Origin of the sequence: Ensifer sp. ENS11 (genome assembly GCF_014851895.1) — a bacterium.
In the GTDB taxonomy this organism is placed as follows: Bacteria; Pseudomonadota; Alphaproteobacteria; order Rhizobiales; family Rhizobiaceae; genus Ensifer; species Ensifer canadensis.
In genome coordinates this window covers 15,488-31,059 of sequence record NZ_JACVAN010000010.1, presented here as the reverse complement: position 1 = coordinate 31,059, position 15,572 = coordinate 15,488, and the positions used below count along the sequence as shown (strand labels likewise).

16 protein-coding genes and 1 pseudogene are annotated in these 15,572 nt (G+C 59.1%); 13 read left to right on the top strand and 4 right to left on the bottom strand.

The window, feature by feature from the left end; translation table 11 throughout:
- The first annotated feature begins 47 nt into the window (after window positions 1–47).
- Window positions 48–1,472 (top strand): aldehyde dehydrogenase family protein, encoded by a 1,425-nt coding sequence (locus IB264_RS19520; protein ID WP_192433941.1) that lies wholly within the window; start codon window positions 48–50, stop codon window positions 1,470–1,472.
- 330 nt (window positions 1,473–1,802) lie between these two features.
- Here the strand turns inward: IB264_RS19520 and IB264_RS19515 are convergent, their stop codons facing one another.
- Window positions 1,803–2,333 (bottom strand): PadR family transcriptional regulator, encoded by a 531-nt coding sequence (locus tag IB264_RS19515; protein WP_025429818.1) that lies wholly within the window; start codon window positions 2,331–2,333, stop codon window positions 1,803–1,805.
- Window positions 2,334–2,423: 90 nt separating this feature from the next.
- On the opposite strand from IB264_RS19515, the gene IB264_RS19510 reads away from it, so the two are divergent.
- Together IB264_RS19510 and IB264_RS34690 are read left to right on the top strand one after the other, a co-directional pair.
- Complete coding sequence (locus IB264_RS19510) at window positions 2,424–2,831, top strand: DUF6194 family protein (RefSeq protein WP_025429817.1); 408 nt, start codon at window positions 2,424–2,426, stop codon at window positions 2,829–2,831.
- Between the two features lie 422 nt (window positions 2,832–3,253).
- On the top strand, window positions 3,254–3,532 hold the full coding sequence (locus tag IB264_RS34690) for a GNAT family N-acetyltransferase (RefSeq protein WP_309141661.1): 279 nt from the start codon (window positions 3,254–3,256) through the stop codon (window positions 3,530–3,532).
- A 256-nt stretch (window positions 3,533–3,788) separates the two neighbouring features.
- On the opposite strand, the gene IB264_RS19500 is transcribed toward IB264_RS34690, so the two are convergent.
- Together IB264_RS19500 and IB264_RS19495 are read right to left on the bottom strand one after the other, a co-directional pair.
- Entirely contained in the window at window positions 3,789–4,613 is an 825-nt protein-coding gene (locus IB264_RS19500) for a transporter substrate-binding domain-containing protein (protein WP_192433939.1), read from the bottom strand.
- 146 nt (window positions 4,614–4,759) lie between these two features.
- Window positions 4,760–5,689: a LysR family transcriptional regulator gene (locus tag IB264_RS19495; RefSeq protein ID WP_025429815.1), complete on the bottom strand. Its 930-nt coding sequence runs from the start codon at window positions 5,687–5,689 to the stop codon at window positions 4,760–4,762.
- Between the two features lie 151 nt (window positions 5,690–5,840).
- Between IB264_RS19495 and IB264_RS19490 the strand changes: the two genes are divergently transcribed.
- The 10 genes from IB264_RS19490 (at window position 5,841) to IB264_RS19445 (ending at window position 14,767) form a co-directional block, all read left to right on the top strand.
- Window positions 5,841–7,022, top strand: a complete 1,182-nt coding sequence (locus IB264_RS19490) for an FAD-binding oxidoreductase (protein WP_192433937.1) — start codon at window positions 5,841–5,843, stop codon at window positions 7,020–7,022.
- A gap of 5 nt (window positions 7,023–7,027) precedes the next feature.
- Window positions 7,028–7,285, top strand: coding sequence for a 2Fe-2S iron-sulfur cluster-binding protein (locus tag IB264_RS19485; RefSeq protein ID WP_192433935.1), 258 nt, complete (start codon window positions 7,028–7,030; stop codon window positions 7,283–7,285).
- Window positions 7,257–8,633 carry an FAD-dependent oxidoreductase gene (locus tag IB264_RS19480; protein WP_309141658.1) on the top strand — a complete coding sequence of 459 codons (1,377 nt, stop codon included), beginning with the start codon at window positions 7,257–7,259 and terminating at the stop codon, window positions 8,631–8,633. Before IB264_RS19485 ends, IB264_RS19480 begins: the two co-directional genes overlap by 29 nt.
- A complete protein-coding gene (locus tag IB264_RS19475) occupies window positions 8,630–10,027 on the top strand; it encodes an aldehyde dehydrogenase family protein (protein WP_192433933.1) in 1,398 nt (465 codons plus the stop codon). Before IB264_RS19480 ends, IB264_RS19475 begins: the two co-directional genes overlap by 4 nt.
- A gap of 12 nt (window positions 10,028–10,039) precedes the next feature.
- The gene (locus IB264_RS19470) at window positions 10,040–10,783 is read left to right on the top strand and encodes a dihydrodipicolinate reductase C-terminal domain-containing protein (protein ID WP_057224565.1); all 744 of its coding nucleotides are present in this window, start codon (window positions 10,040–10,042) and stop codon (window positions 10,781–10,783) included.
- 22 nt (window positions 10,784–10,805) lie between these two features.
- On the top strand, window positions 10,806–11,723 hold the full coding sequence (gene dapA, locus IB264_RS19465; protein ID WP_025429809.1) for a 4-hydroxy-tetrahydrodipicolinate synthase: 918 nt from the start codon (window positions 10,806–10,808) through the stop codon (window positions 11,721–11,723).
- A 190-nt stretch (window positions 11,724–11,913) separates the two neighbouring features.
- Complete coding sequence (locus IB264_RS19460) at window positions 11,914–12,579, top strand: amino acid ABC transporter permease (RefSeq protein ID WP_025429808.1); 666 nt, start codon at window positions 11,914–11,916, stop codon at window positions 12,577–12,579.
- Between the two features lie 17 nt (window positions 12,580–12,596).
- On the top strand, window positions 12,597–13,370 hold the full coding sequence (locus IB264_RS19455) for an amino acid ABC transporter ATP-binding protein (RefSeq protein WP_081788989.1): 774 nt from the start codon (window positions 12,597–12,599) through the stop codon (window positions 13,368–13,370).
- A 6-nt stretch (window positions 13,371–13,376) separates the two neighbouring features.
- Window positions 13,377–14,504 (top strand): saccharopine dehydrogenase family protein, encoded by a 1,128-nt coding sequence (locus tag IB264_RS19450; protein ID WP_025429806.1) that lies wholly within the window; start codon window positions 13,377–13,379, stop codon window positions 14,502–14,504.
- A gap of 95 nt (window positions 14,505–14,599) precedes the next feature.
- On the top strand, window positions 14,600–14,767 hold the full coding sequence (locus IB264_RS19445) for a hypothetical protein (protein ID WP_156612968.1): 168 nt from the start codon (window positions 14,600–14,602) through the stop codon (window positions 14,765–14,767).
- Window positions 14,768–14,800: 33 nt separating this feature from the next.
- Here IB264_RS19445 and IB264_RS19440 read toward each other — a convergent pair.
- Window positions 14,801–15,310 (bottom strand): annotated as a pseudogene (locus IB264_RS19440) (Gfo/Idh/MocA family oxidoreductase); the annotation flags it as partial.
- Window positions 15,311–15,572: the final 262 nt, after the last annotated feature.

The window sequence follows — 15,572 nt, the reverse complement described above, 5'->3', positions numbered from 1 at the left end:
TATCGCGTTTTCGTCGGGAAGCGCGTTAGCTAAAAAGGCAAAAGACCTTGAACAATCATCAGTTCTATATCGACGGAAAATGGGTTGATCCTGTCGCGCTGTCGACGCGCGACGTCATCAATCCCTCGACCGGCCGCCCCTTCACCACCATTGCCATGGGCTCGACCGCCGATGTTGACCGCGCCGTCATAGCGGCCCGCCGGGCATTTGCCGATTTCGGATTTTCCGACCGCGCCGAACGGCTGGCATTGCTCGAACGCATGCTCACTGTTTACCGCAGGCGCGCCGACGATCTGGCCCTGGCGATTTCTTCGGAAATGGGTGCGCCACGTCCCTTTGCGCGGGACAGCCAGGTCGGCTCGGGCGACGGGCACCTCGAAAAACTCATCGACGTACTGAGGCACTATTCATTCGAGCACCAGAAGGGCACCTCGATGGTACTGAAGGAGCCGATCGGGGTGGCAGCGCTGATCACCCCGTGGAACTGGCCGCTCAACCAGATCATGTGCAAGGTCGGGCCGGCGATTGCGGCGGGCTGCACCATGATCCTGAAGTCCAGCGAGCTCGCCCCGCTCAGCGCCTTGATTTTTGCCGAAATCATGGACGAAGCCGCCACACCCAAAGGCGTCTTCAATCTCATCAATGGCGATGGCCCAACGGTCGGCGCGGCGCTCTCGAGCCACCCCGACATCGACATGGTGTCCTTCACCGGTTCCACCCGCGCCGGCATCGCCGTGGCCAAGGCCGCCGCCGACACCGTCAAGCGCGTAGCCCAGGAATTGGGCGGCAAATCGGCTAATATCTTGCTCCCCGACTGCGATCTGGAAACGGCTGTCACCAAGGGCGTCGAAGGGTGCTTCGGCAATTCGGGGCAATCGTGCAATGCACCGACCCGCATGTTCGTGCCACGCGATCTGCATGACGAAGCCATCGCGATAGCCCGCCGAGCCGCTGCCGACTATGTCGTTGGCCCCGCCGACGAGCAGGGCGTGGTCCTTGGACCCGTCGTCAGCGAGGTGCAATTCAACAAGATCCAGGCTCTGATCCAGGTCGGGATTGATCAGGGCGCCATGCTAGTTGCCGGCGGCGTCGGCCGACCCGACGGACGCGAACATGGCTATTTCGTTAAGCCGACCATTTTCGCCAACGTCACGCCCGACATGCGCATCGCTCGCGAGGAGATTTTCGGGCCGGTCCTCTCGATCCTGCCCTACGCAACCACCGATGAGGCCGTGACTATGGCCAACGATACGCCCTATGGCCTCGCCAGCTATGTGCAAACCCAGAATGTCGAGGAGGGAAGGCGGTTCGCCAGGCGGATGCGGTCAGGCAACGTCTTTATGAACTACCCCGACTGGGACACCGGCCTTCCCTTCGGCGGCTACAAGCAATCGGGCAATGGGCGCGAATATGCCGAATATGGCCTTGAGGACTTCCTCGAAATCAAGGGCGTTGCCGGCTGGGGACAATAGCAACAGCGCAAGGGTCGGCCGACGCCCGCGCCGGCTTTCGTCACCGCCGTCGATCGCTGGATAGCGGGTGCGAAAAACACCCGCTATCCAGAAAGGTATTTTCCACGGACGTAACTCAGGGCTTGCATGGAAGCGTCACGCGCAGCGATCGGGATGACTTCTGGCTGCCTTGGGTTGACCTTAAAGGAGGGCATTCCGAGGTCTCGCGGCGGTTGGGGCGGCAGCGAACTCTTGGCGTCTAGGTATTCGAGACATTGCGTTAACCTTTCGAGCGGCTCAAAAGGACATATAGCCGACAGGCGCTCCCAAAGTCACAGCCATTCAAATGTGCTATTTCTTTGTAATTCCCAATTTAAGTCGTGCCACGGACTGTGCGGTGGCATCAAGATAGCCGATCCAAAGATCCAGGAGATCAGCGGTGCGGGGCACGGCGTGTTCGTTCGGCACCTTCTCTGCAAGCCGTAGGAGAAAATCCTTATTGGCGCTTAGCCTGTCGTGTAAGGCTGTAAGAAGATTTTGGGCGTGTTCTGACGGCAGTTGGTCAAGGAAAGCAATGCCGGCGCTCAGTTGTGTAAGATCGAAACTTCCCAGTGCTTCTTCCAGTAGCGAAGAGAACTCGGTCTCACCACTCGGTGTTAGGGAAAAGACAGTGCGTTCCGCGCCACGCGCTCCGGCCTCGCTGCCGGAGGTTGCCAGCTTTGCTTCCTTCTGTAGTTGCCCAAGCGCGTGGTAAACTGAACCTGATCTCACCGTTGTCCACGTTTCGACGCGCCAGTCATCCAACTGGCGGCGCACCGCATATCCATGGGCGGTGCCCAGATGTCGAATCGTCCCTAGGACGAGCAGGCGTGTGACGTTCATGATGCCCCAATCTCTCTGGCCACCTATAGCCAAGCTTGGTCAAAAGCGCTATATCGCGTTTGACCAAATTTGGCTAAACCGGAGGTTCTCATGCCATCACTGGAGACGATCAAATCCGACATCATTTCAAGTGGGGCGGATATTCATGTTGATACGAGCACGCCCGACATCTTCTTTTTCCGTGGCGCGGCGATGCGCATGCCGTTCGCCACCATTGTTACGCGTGATACCGAGTTCGACAGTTTCGCTCGGCTCGATGGCGATGGATCATTCCGGCTCAATATCGCGCTTGGCCGGGATGGTTTTGCGGCGCTGTTCCCCGATCATCCGTCCCGGTCGGCTTTGGAAGCTGCCGATTTCGACTACGCAGCCCGCGACCAACTCCTGCCGCACCCCGTCTATGGACGCATGCACTGGGTTGGCGCAGTCAATCCGGATAGATGCTACCCTGAATGCCGAGAACTTCTCAGCAAGGCGTATAAGCTGGCTCGCCAGTAGCATCGTGGAAATTCGCGGGAGAATGCAATGCGCAAACGGCATTCAGCCCGCCCGCTGTTCACACCCGGCGAGATCATGCAGCTCCCGGCCTACCTACTACCGTTTTAAAAGCGTCACAGGCCGGGAGGCCGATGAAACCGCTTTACCCTTTGAGGATGGTTCTTTCGATGCCGCTGCAATGCACATGGCGCGATCACCGAGGCATTTAGGTAGGCAAGGGCATCCTTGAAGTCGAAAGGAAAGCGGCTTGTTTGTCAGCCGGAAGACGGTCTGATTGCCACGGATTGGAGCTTTCAAACAAGGAGGAAGTTTGTTGTTGCCAACTTTTGAAACTGAAAGACTTCTAGTTCGAGGTCGCACAATGGCAGATTTTGACGCGTGTCTTGCCATGGATCGTGACCCGGAGGTAACGAAATTCATTCCTGGCCCGTGGGCCGTCAAGGCATGAAGCCTTCCTGAAGGACAGAATCGAAACTTCGTTCGGCGAAGGGCTCGGATACTGGTCAATCTTCCCGAAAGCGCAGCCTGACCAGTTCGCGGGTTGGATTCTTCTCATACCGTACGACGATGTTGGTCCCGAAATAGAGATCGGCTGGCGCTTATGTCGCTCGACGTGGGGAAAGGGATTTGCGGCTGAAGCAATTCGGCCAATCGTGGAGCATGCATTTCATACGCTCGGCCCTCACCCGTATTGTCGCTGATATTGACCCGGGCAATTTACCGTCAATACGCGTGGCAGAGAAGATCGGCATGGTCGGAGACGACCACCACGGGACGGATCCGTTCAGATCCGGCCGACGAAGGCAGGCGATCCAATTCGACTGTTCGCGGTCCAGACCGCCATCCGACCCGCACTCAAAAGCTTCCTCGACGACCTGCTGATGTTCGCGACGGCGCCCTTCCAACTCAAGACCCTGCTCAGTACGGGTGGTTGCAAACTGAGCAGGGTCACCGTCGTCAGCCGCCGAAGCCGAAACCGACCGGCATATCTTCAAGGGTGATGCCAAAAGGCTCAAGGCTCTTGACGATCCATGTCTGATTGTTGCCGATGCGGCGGTTGTACTCTGCCCAGGCAGACACAAAGGACTTGAAGGTCTCGTCGGAACCGTAGTTAAGCGCGATGACCGAGGGCGTGGCCAGAACCGGGGTTGGCACCTTGACGCTTCCAACTGCCGGGGCCTTCTTTGAAATCACAAGGCCATTCAGCATCGTATTGACGAGACCGTCGGCTTTGCCCGTCGTCACTGCGACGATCGCCTCGTCACGCGTCTTGAAGCGAAGGATGTTTGCCTTCGGCAGATACTGTTGCGTAATCAAGTCCTGAGCCGAACCGAGGTCGACGGCGAAGGTGTATTTCGGATCGTTCAGTTCGCTCCAGGTCTTGTTATTGACTTCATCCTTGGACGACACGACCACAAAGCTGTTGTAGTAGGTCGGATCGGAGAACGACACGGACATCGCCCTCACAGGGGTTGCGGTGACCGCAAAAGCCACATCGACCTTGCCGCTTTGCACATCGAGGATTGCATTCGACCAACTCGACTCGACCACTTCAAGCTTCACATTAAGCGTTCTGGCGATGTCGGTGGCCATATCAATGACAAATCCTTGCCACTCTCCTGTGCGCGGATCCTTGTTGAAATAGGGAACTTCATTGAGGATCGCGGGGATACGAAGAGCACCACGCGCCCTTATATCCTCGATCGTACCAGCAGACGCCGTCGTTCCCAGCAATGACAGGGCGACGGCGGCGCAACTACAGATTTTCGCAATAACATTCATTCTCGGTTCTCCATATTCCCCTGTTTGATTTTATCAGTCATGCGCCTTCTTTGGTCCTTGCGACCGCGAGCAGGTTACCGCGCAGTCAGCCGGGAACAATGCTAGAGAATCGACCACGCTTATCCCATTTTTTGTAGGTTGCCGGTTTACGGCGCTGCAGGAGTGAGTTCGCCGCTGCGCGGAGGATCCAGGACGGGGCCGACCAGCTCTGACTGACATTCCTCAAAAAGCTGCTGTACCGCCGGATGCTTTTGCAGAAAGCCTGCACTACCGAAGTACACGCGGACCTCTGGCAGGTTTGCCAGCTTCGTGCTGACGATGGTTTTGTCTTCCGGCAGGACGCACCAGGACGGGATGATTGAAAAGCCCATACCCTCCTCGACGCAGCGTTTCACGCTGGAACTTCCCGAGGTAGAAATCACGGGCTGGACGACGGCTCCATCGCGACCGAGGAAGTCGACCGCAAGATTGCGCAATGTCTGACCCGGCTCATAGGTGATGAACGGCCGATCCTTCGCCCATAACGGGATGTCCTTCTGCTCCGGTGGCGCTCCCCATTGACAAGGATAGACAAGGCTGAGGTGATAGCTACCCAACAGCCGCTGCGGCACGACCGGGTCACCGAAGTACCGCTCCGAAATACACACATCCAGGCTTCCGTTCTTGACAAGCTCCGCCAAGACCGTATCGCGTTCATAGACTGCGAACTCCATGTCTGGAAAACTCTCGCGAAATTTCGAAAGCACCTTTGGAAAAAGGTAGAAGAAAATTGCTTGCGGCATTCCAACACGCAGCGATGACCGTTGGCTCTCGATCAGCTTGCTCAGCCGCTCCAGCATGATGTCCAGCTCGGGATGCAGGAGGTTATACAGTGCGCGCCCCCTCGGGGTCAGCGTGATCCGCTTAGCACCCTGCTCGGAATCTATGAGCTTTCCGTTGAGCAATTGCTCCAACCGTCGAACATGGTTCGAGGCCGACTGATAGCTCAAGTTAAGCTCCCGCGCCGCACCGGAATATGACCCGTATCTGGCGACCTGGTAGAACGTCTGGATGAGCGTGAGGCTGATTTTGGCCATAACTGTATTCCCCCGCCCTGAGGATTAAGGGGCCCTTCGTTAGTAGCCGATACAAATTTCGTGAACAAGCAACGGCGTCTTCTTGTATCGACGCCAGCCGCCGGCAGCCCGCAACATAGGGCGAGTTAGAAACAGTGCCGGTTCAACAACGATGCCATTTGCACAGCCATCTTCCGTCGTCATAGCCGGTTCCGGAATCGTCGGTGCGGCGGCGGCCTATTTTCTTGCGCGCCGCGGAGTGAGGGTCGACCTTTTCGATGCGGATGTTCCGGCATCGCAGGCCACGGGAGCAGCCGACGGTGCGGTTTCCGTGGCGAGCAAACGCCCCGGTCCGATGATGGAGGCGGCGCTTTGCGGCATCGCGCTCTATCGCCAGCTGGCGCGAGACGGTCTGTTTGCAGATTGCTTCAAAAGCCGATCGACCTTCATCGTCGCAACCTCCAAGGCGGAGTGCGATGTCCTTGAAGCCCACTCGAAGGCACTTGCAGGTGCTGGCGTGCGGACGGCGACACTTGCCCCGCAGGCTGCCCGCAATCGATTTCCCGTACTGTCGCCGGACGCGTTGATGATCGTCGAGGTGCATGATGAGGGTCACGCGATCGGCTATCAAATCGTGCACCGCTTCCTTACAGCTGCCGGTGTCGTTGTTCACCGCGGCCACGCTGTTGAGAGCCTGCTTCTTGCGAGTGACGGCAGCCGTGTCGAGGGTGTCGCCACGGCGAAAGGCGACGTCAGAGCCGACGCAGTGGTCGTTGCAGCTGGCACCGGATCGGCCCGATTGCTCGGTATTGAACACGCCCTTATCCCACGCAAGGGTCAGCTTCTCATCACCGAAAGGGCGCGCGCACTGAACGCGGCCATGCCCGGGGCGATCATGTCAGGGCGATATCTGCTCAGCAAGGGCAGCCAAAATGCCCCACAAGCCAAACTCCCGAAGGGACTGGGGCTTGTCATCGACCCCCTGCAAACGGGGCAGTTCCTGATTGGAGGAACACGCGAAGATCATGGGGACCGCCGCAACAATGACATCGACGCGGTATCGCGGATCTTGCGAGATGCCGTCGCCCTTGTGCCGGGCCTTGCCGATGTGAGGCTTCTGCGCAGCTTTGCCGGAGTCCGCACGGCGGTGATCGACGGGCTGCCACTGGTCGGGCGATTACCGCATCTCATAAATGCCTATGTCGCGACCGGCTTCGAGGGCGACGGCATTTGCCTCGGGCCGATCACCGGAAAGGCAATTTCGCAGATGGTCTGCGGGGAGACGCCGGATATGTCGCTTGCGGCATTCGACCCTGCACGGTTTGGGAAAAGTGAGACCGTCGCATGGGTGTGAATGACATGAACGGTCCCAGAACGTTGCGCTGGATGTCGCAGAATATCCCGTTTCGCCAAGGTGAAAGCGTCGCGGCAGCACTGGAGGCAGCCGGGATCACGAGCTTCGGCCGCGACGCCGTTGACCGCGAAACCCGATATTTTTGCGGCATCGGTGCCTGCCAATGTTGCCTCGTCAGCATCAATGGCGTCGCTACGGAGGCCTGCCTTACCCCGGCATGGGATGGGATGGTGATTGTTGGATTGGAGGTGGACCTTGACTGATCTGGACATCATCGTTGTTGGAGGCGGGGTTGCCGGGATTTCCGCCGCCCTAGAGGCAAGCGGATCTGGCCTCTCAGTCGAGATCATCGAGCAGCGACCGAATGTCGGCGGCGCGATATATCGCCAACCGATCGACGGCGTTGAAGCCGTACCTCAGCCCCGCACGGCACGGGCTCGATGGAAGGCACTTTTTTCCGCCTATCGACAATCGGGCATTCGACTGCGCCACTCCTGTGTCTTTCTCGGCATCGACAGTGATGGGCTCGTCCTCGTCGAGGATCGCCTTCACGGCGCCGTCGTGCATCTCAAGGCGCGCGCGGTCGTGATCGCAACAGGGGCAATCGAAAAGATACTGCCTCGTCCAGGCTGGGAACTTTCGGGCGTCTCCACCGCCGGCGGGTTGCAAGTCATGATGAAGGAAACAGGACGACCGCCGCACGGCAGAATCCTACTTGCCGGAGGCGGCCCGCTTCTTATCGCAGTCGCCGCGCAAATGGCCAAGTTGGGAAACCCGCCAGTCGCCGTCGTTGAAGCGGGCGATCCCATTCGGCACCCGCTGGTCACCTTTGGCCTGTTTGCTTACCCCAGACTTCTGAGCGAGGCATTTTCCTATCTGTGCGAGATGACGGCAAACCGAACCCCTTGGCTGCGAGGCTGTGTCCTCACAGGGGTTCGGCGATGCGACACGGGCCTGGAGGCGACGCTGCGTGATCGGAGAGGTCAATCACAGACGATCATAGTCGATCGTGTCGGCCTCCACGACGGCGTGAGATCAAACCAGTTCGGCCTTCCCGATGTCGCTATGAAGGCGGACGCCCGACCAATCATCATGAGGGCTGGCGACTGCCGGGAAGCGCTCGGTTCGATCGCAGCAGAAGCCGATGGCAGGCGCGTGGGGCGCCAGGTGGTGAACCTATTGTCCGGTAAAACGCGCGCACTCAAGGACGTCGACGCCGCGATCGCACAACAGCGTCGCGCTCAGAGCCTGCTCTCAGCGCTGTTTGCGCCGGTTGACCCCACCTCCCCGCTGGCCACCCTTCCTGACGAGACTATCTTGTGCCGCTGCGAAGGCCGCACGATTGGGGATCTCCGGCTGCTTGCACAACGGAGCGATGGCCTCTCCGGACGTGAAGTGAAACACAACGGCCGATTTTCGATGGGGGTCTGCCAAGGGCGCTTCTGCGCCGCAAATGTTGCCGAAGTGCTGAACCTCATCAGCCCGTCGCAAGCGCCAGCAGCGGCCAACGATTTGACGGGCCAGCGCTGGCCCATCCGCCCAGTATCCATCGGCGCTTTGACGCGCGCCATTTCCCAACACAATTCGAACGACGAACGAGGTTCCAAATGACGTCCCTGCAGAAAATCGCTCCCACCCCAGCTCGCCCGATCATGGTCCGTAATCCTTTCAACGGGCAGATCGTCGGCGAGATTGCGGAGCATTCCGGAGCGGACGTCGCCGCCACTGTTTTGCGCGCCAAGACAGCGCAGCGCGAATTCCGATACTCCACGCCTGCGGTTCGGCGGGCACTATTGAACGCCCTGGCAGCCGAGATTGCCAAGGACGCAGAGAACCTGGCCCGGATCATTTCATCGGAAATGGGCAAGACGATCCGCGAAGCGCGCAACGAGGTGCGTCGCGCCCAGAACACGTTGAAGCTCTCGGGAGATGCGGCAACGTTTCTCGACGGTGAGGCACTGCATTGCGCGATCGTTGAAGGTGGTGCCGATCGTCTTGCCACAATCACATACGAGCCCGTTGGGGTCATCGGCGCCATCACGCCTTTCAATTACCCGCTCAACCTTTTGTGCCACAAGCTCGGACCGGCCATTGCCGCCGGCAATGCCGTCGTCGCCAAACCCTCGCCGAAGGCTCCGCTGGCTGCGGCTCGCCTCTTCGAACTCACGCAGAAGGCAAACTGGCCGCGCGATCTTTTCCAGGTCATCCATGGTGGCGCGGACTGCGCCCTATCGCTTGCCCGTGCTCCTATTGATCTGCTTTCTTTCACGGGGGGCCCGCGCGCCGGTCTCGCGCTCAAGAATGCCAGTGGTCTCATCCGTTGCCTGATGGAGCTCGGGGGCAACGACCCGCTCTTCGTGCTACCCGATGCTGATTTGGACAAGGCCGTCGCGACTGCGGTCGGCCACCGGTTCGAAATCGCCGGCCAAAGCTGCGCAGCGGTGAAGAAGCTGTACCTCCATAAAGACATCGAGCAGGTGTTCACACAACGCCTCCTCGCCGCCGTCGATGCCATCGAGTTCGGCGATCCGTCGAACGACGACACAGACATGGGGACGGTTATCGATCTGCCGGCGGCCCAGGAGGTGGCACAACGCGTCAGGGCCAGCGTTGCCGGTGGCGCGAAGCTGCTGACCGGCGGCAATCACGAAAGCACGCTCTTTTCGCCAACCGTAATCTCTGACGTCGAACCGAATTCCGCTGTTATCGCCGACGAGACATTCGGTCCTGTTATCGCCATCCGCAGCTTCACCGATCCAAACGCTGCAATTGCCGAAGTCAATGCAGGAGCCTTTGGCCTGCAGGCCGGCGTTTTCACCAACGATCATGCGCTAATCAAGACGTTCTCCCGCGAACTCATGGTTGGTGGCGTCATGGTCAACGAAGGCCCCGATTTCCGCGCGGAGCACGTCCCGTTCGGCGGCGTCAAACGCAGCGGTCTCGGCCGTGAGGGCGTTCGTATCGCCCTTCGGGAGATGTCGGAGCAAAAAGTGGTCATCGACTGAGGAACAGCCGCGATGCGCATCGGAATCGTTGGAGCCTCTGGACGGGTGGGAACACGGCTCGTCGAAGCGGTTCTTGAAAGTCCCGGGCTCGAATTGGCAGCGGCCCTGGTGTCACCGGGATCTCGACTCGTCGGGGTCCCTGTAGCTGGCGGCAGCATCGAGTATCGTCCCGCCGAAGCAGCGATGAAAAGTCATTGCGACGTCATGATCGACTTCTCCACGCCTGCTGCAAGCATGGCGCTGCAGCGAGACATCGGGACCAAGGTAATTCCCATGGTTATCGGGACAACGGGCTTCTCAAGAGAAGACGATGTGCTGCTGGACAAATGCTGCATGCATCGCCCGATGATGATCAGCGCCAACTTCGCATGTGGCTTTGAAGCCTTCAAGCGATCGGCATTGGCGTTTGCCTCCAGGATGCCGGGCGCAGAGATAACGGTCTTGGAAACCTACCACGCCCCCAAGAAAACCGATCCCTCGGGAACATCCCGCCTTCTGTCGGCACAGTTGCGAGCCGAGCGTAGCCGCGTCATGGGCTTCGATGCACCTGAGCCGCCGATCGCGGTTAACCGCGAGGGCGACACCGTCGGCATCAACGAAGTTCGCTTCGACATGGGCGCGGCCGAGGCGGTGTTCTCCTATCGCGTGCACACGGTCGCTGCCTACGCCGAAGGGGCCATTGCGGCCGCACAATGGCTGGTCTCGAGCGCCGTTTCCCGTGGCCGATACACTTTGGCAGACAGCTTGAACGACTGACAATTTGAGAGAGGAAACCGAAATGACAGCACTTTCAGATCGCTTCAAAGGCGTATTTACCGCCCTGGTTACCCCCTTTAGGGACGGTGGCGTCGACTACGCATCGTATGACGCGCTTGTTGAACGACAGATTGCTGCCGGCGTATCCGGCCTCGTTCCCGTTGGAACAACAGGAGAAGCAGCGACCCTTTCGGATGACGAAGCCGTCGAAGTCATCGCTCGCACTGTTCGGATCGCGGCCGGCCAGGTCATGGTGATGGCCGGCGCCGGAGCCAACGACACGACCAAGACGGTCGACAAGATCAAGCGTGCAGAGGCCGCAGGCGCAGATGCCGTGTTGATCGTGACGCCATACTACAACAAGCCGAGTCAGGCTGGACTGATCGCGCATTATGGTGCTGCCGCGTCAGCAACCTCACTGCCGATGATGCTATATTCGGTGCCCGGCCGCTGCGGCGTGGAAATCGCGCCCGAAACCTGCGCAACGCTTGTCGAAAGGCACGAGAATGTCGTCGCCATCAAGGAGGCCGGCGGCACGGCGGCTCGGGTAACCCAGCTGCGTACAGCCTGCGGCGACCGGCTTGTCATTCATTCCGGTGACGACGGCATGACGTTGCCCTTCCTTTCGCTCGGCGCCGTGGGGGTGACAAGTGTCGTTGCCAACATCGCACCCCGCGAGATGGTGGCGATGGTCGATGCCTGGCATGCGGGCGAAACCGTCAAGGCGCTGGCGCTTCACGAACTGATCGCAGAGCTGACGGACGGCATGTTCATTGAATCCAACCCGGGCCCTGTCAAAGCTGCTCTTGCGCTCGCCAATCTCGCAGGTCCGGAAATGCGATTGCCGATGGTTCCCATTTCAGATGCAAACCGGAACAAGCTTTCCGGCATTCTCAATCGCTTCGGGTCCGCAGCTACCGCCTTCCAAGAAATGCGGTAAGGCTCACCATCAGCTTTGCATTGTCCCTACGAAATGGACAGACGAGTATCGCGTGTCGGTCCCTGCCGATCTCAGGAACCGACACCACAGACCAGGGGAACACTATGTTTGCGAGCCCACTTGATAGCCGGTGTCCTGACTTGGACCGCGGCAACTCAACGCATCCGCGGCGGCCAGACAGGAGAACGAGATGAGCTATAACTGGGACTTTCATTCCGTCTGGCAGTATTACGATCTTTTCCTCTGGGGGCTCTGGATCACCGTTGTCTACACTTTCAGTTCGATCTTTTTCGGCGTCATCATCGGTTTCATAACCTGCGCGGCACGGCTGTCTGGCTGGAAACTCCTGAACCTCACGGCCCGTGCCTACCAGGAAATCTTCCGGTGCACGCCGCTTTTGGTTCAGTTGCTCTGGTTCTACTATGCGTTCCCGCTGCTGATCGGGGGCTCCGTTGACAATCGTGTCGCGGCCATGCTGACGCTCTCGCTCTATGTCGGTGCGTTCTATGCGGAAATCTTCCGCGGCGGCATCGTTTCGATCGACAAGGGGCAGCGAGAGGCAGCCGCCGCGATCGGCATGAGCCCGATGCAGTCGATGAGCCGGATCATCCTGCCACAGGCGCTGAAACGCGTTCTGCCCTCCTTCATCAACCAGTCAGTCATTCAGTTCAAGAACACCTCGCTGGTCTCGGTCATCTCCGTCGCCGATCTCGCCTATATGGCCGCGGTCGTGAACGGCCAGACCTATCGTCCGCTCGAATCCTACACCGTGATGGCCGCACTCTACATCGCCATGCTCCTGCCTTTGACGCAGGCAGCGGACTGGATCGAAAAACGCCTCAGGGTCAGCGACTAAAGGAAGAGAGCCCGAACATGATAGCGAACTCCCAAACATCTGACCCTATCCTCGAGGCCCGCGGCCTCAGAAAAAACTACGGAGCTCTTGAGGTCCTCAAGGGGCTGGACCTCAGTCTTGCACGCGGGGAAGTCGTGGCATTGATCGGCCCTTCCGGGTCGGGCAAGTCAACCTTCATCCGGTGCCTCAACATGATGGAGACGCCGACTGCCGGCGAGATCCGCTTCCGCCAGCAACAAGTCGGCGACCGTTTCAACGACCGGGGCACAAAGATCGGCATCGGCAAGCTCCGCCGGCATGTCGGCATGGTTTTCCAGCACTTCAACTTGTTTCCCCACAAGACCGTCCTGCAGAATGTGACCGAGGGGCCGATTATCGTGTGCAAACGCCCGCCGCGGGAGGCCCGAGAGCTGGCGATGGACCTTCTCGGCCAGGTCGGCCTTGCCGACAAGCATGCCGCCTATCCCAACCATCTTTCGGGCGGCCAAAAACAGCGTGTTGCCATCGCCCGTGCCCTTGCCATGGAGCCGGAAGTTCTTCTGCTCGACGAGGTGACGAGTGCGCTCGACCCGGAATTGGTCGGCGAAGTTCTCGCGGTCATTCGCAATCTTGCCGACAAGGGTATGACCATGGCGATCGTGACGCACGAAATGGCCTTCGCGGCTGATGTTTCCGACCGGGTTCTCTTTCTCGATCAGGGAGTTATTGCCGAGACCGGCACGTCCGATGAAGTCATTCTCAATCCGCAGAATCCACGGCTGCAAGCGTTCGTGTCGCGGTTCAAGGGATAAGGTGCCATGCCCAAAATGAAAGTGACCATCGTCGGCGCCGGCAATATCGGGTCGGCCCTGGCGTCGATCTTGGCCGGACCTGAGGAATTTTCGATACAGGTCCTCGACCGTTCCGAAGAGGCCCTGGATAGGTTGGAAGACCTGAACATCGCGGCGGAGCTGCGCACCTACACGCATGACGAAGAGTTGCAGAAAATCCTCTCGGACCAGGATGTGGCTGTCGCCGCCGTCCCGCAAAGCATTGTGCCGCAGATCGCAACGGCTGCGGCTCGTTCGGACACGCACTATCTCGATTTCGTTTGCGCGACGCCGGAGACGCTATCCATTCTGGCTCCTCTGGCCGAACACCGAGCCGTCTTCACGGGGTGCGGGGTCTCGCCAGGCATTATCGGAAATGTCGCCTACGGCCTTCTTGAGGCCTTTGCGCCAGTCACCGATCTGACAATTCGGGTCGGAGCCATACCAAAGGTTTCCACAAACCGCATAGGCTATGGGCAAATATGGAACGTCGATGGCCTCATCGATGAATATACGCAACCAAGTGCGGCCGTTCGCGACGGCAAGGCAGTCATGCTATCGCCGCTCGAGAACTACGGGCATCTGAGCATCGATGGAGTGCGCTACGAAGAATTCGTGACATCAGGTGGTCTTGCAGATCTATCGATCTTCGGTGATCCGGGTCCGAAGAACGTCACGTTCAAGACGATCCGATACCCGGGACATCTCGATTACATGCGTTTCCTTCTCGATGATCTGGGCCTGCGCAATCGTCGCGACGCATTAAGATCACTCCTTTACAACGGTTTGCCGATCGTCAAAGACGACGTGCTCTTGCTGGTCGTGACGGCAAGTGGATATCAGCGGCAACGGCCGATCGAACGCACTGTTTGCCACCGGTTTTCGCCAATTCCGGTGTCAGGCAGATTGAACGCATTGACGTCGGTTGCCACGGGGTATGCCGCAACGTTGTTGGCAATGTTGTACAGAGGAGAAATCCCGCCCGTCGGCTTCGTCCCTCACCACGCGATCAATACCGAGACACTCCTGTCGAGTCCGTTTCTTAAGCCATTGATACACCCCGGCATTGCTGCAGACCAACTAGCCTATTTGATGCGACCATGCGGCTTTAGCTAACGCGCAAAGATGGATGGCGTGTCTGTCGTCAGAGCTGGCCGTGAACCCAGCCGGTACTTGCTAAGCGCGATTTGCGAGACCTGCAGGAACAGTTCTTGTTCTGGCCCCCACTCGATTGGACGAACCTTTATCGAGACCTCGATTGGAAACACGGGTGGATTTCACCGATCAAACCGGCAAGCTTCAGCGGCGGCGGCGGCGCGCTCGGAGCGGCATTGCTGCCATTCCTCGACGCGTTGCTGCCGCCGCCAGTGGCAGGTTAGGGCGTCCCTGCCGTTAGCGCGGGGTAGAGGCTCTCAAACCAACTCCTCGTCCTTGTGGCTCGCATCCGATGCAAGCGCCTTGTCGAGGACTTTCTGGATGTTCGCGGCTCGGCGGAAAGATGGCTCCTGTGTTTTTCCGGCCCTGACCGCCTGCACGAAACGCTGATAGTTCGTTTCGACCGGATCGAAGAGGATGTCACGCCACGTGCAGGTGTGTACATCGTCTCCAAGGCAGGCCCGCAGCGTTTACTTGCCGGTGTCGTAGATCATCTCGATGGAGCCGGTTTCACCCTAGCAACGCAGCCGCAACTGGTCGAACTGGCCAGCGGCCGTGCGTGTTGCCTGGATCGTGGCGATCGCGCCGCCGATGAAATCGACATTCATCGTGAAGCTGTCGTTCGCATCGAGATCGTAGTCCCCGATCTTGTTTCCACGCGCCTTGTCGAATGTCTTCAACCGCGCAAAGACATGGGCGACGTCGAGCCCCGAACCGTAAGAAGCGAAATCGACGATATGGATGTCGATGTCGCCCAGCGCGCCGCTCAGGCTCGACATCGACGCCTCCGACGACACTCACGCCTTTGATGGCCTTGAAATTCGCGGCGTGTTGGTTGGCCATGCCGCCGGTACCGAGAACAAGCAAACGCATGAAGTCCTCCATGGACGTTGGAAAAGGGTAGCCGCAGTCACCCGCGGCGCCCCTCTTTTTCAAATTGCAAATCCGGACCGTTCGTCCCGGTTAGCTGGTGTTGGAAACTGCCATGATCCGCTCCTCCACGTTCATGCTTGACGTCAAACGTAGCCT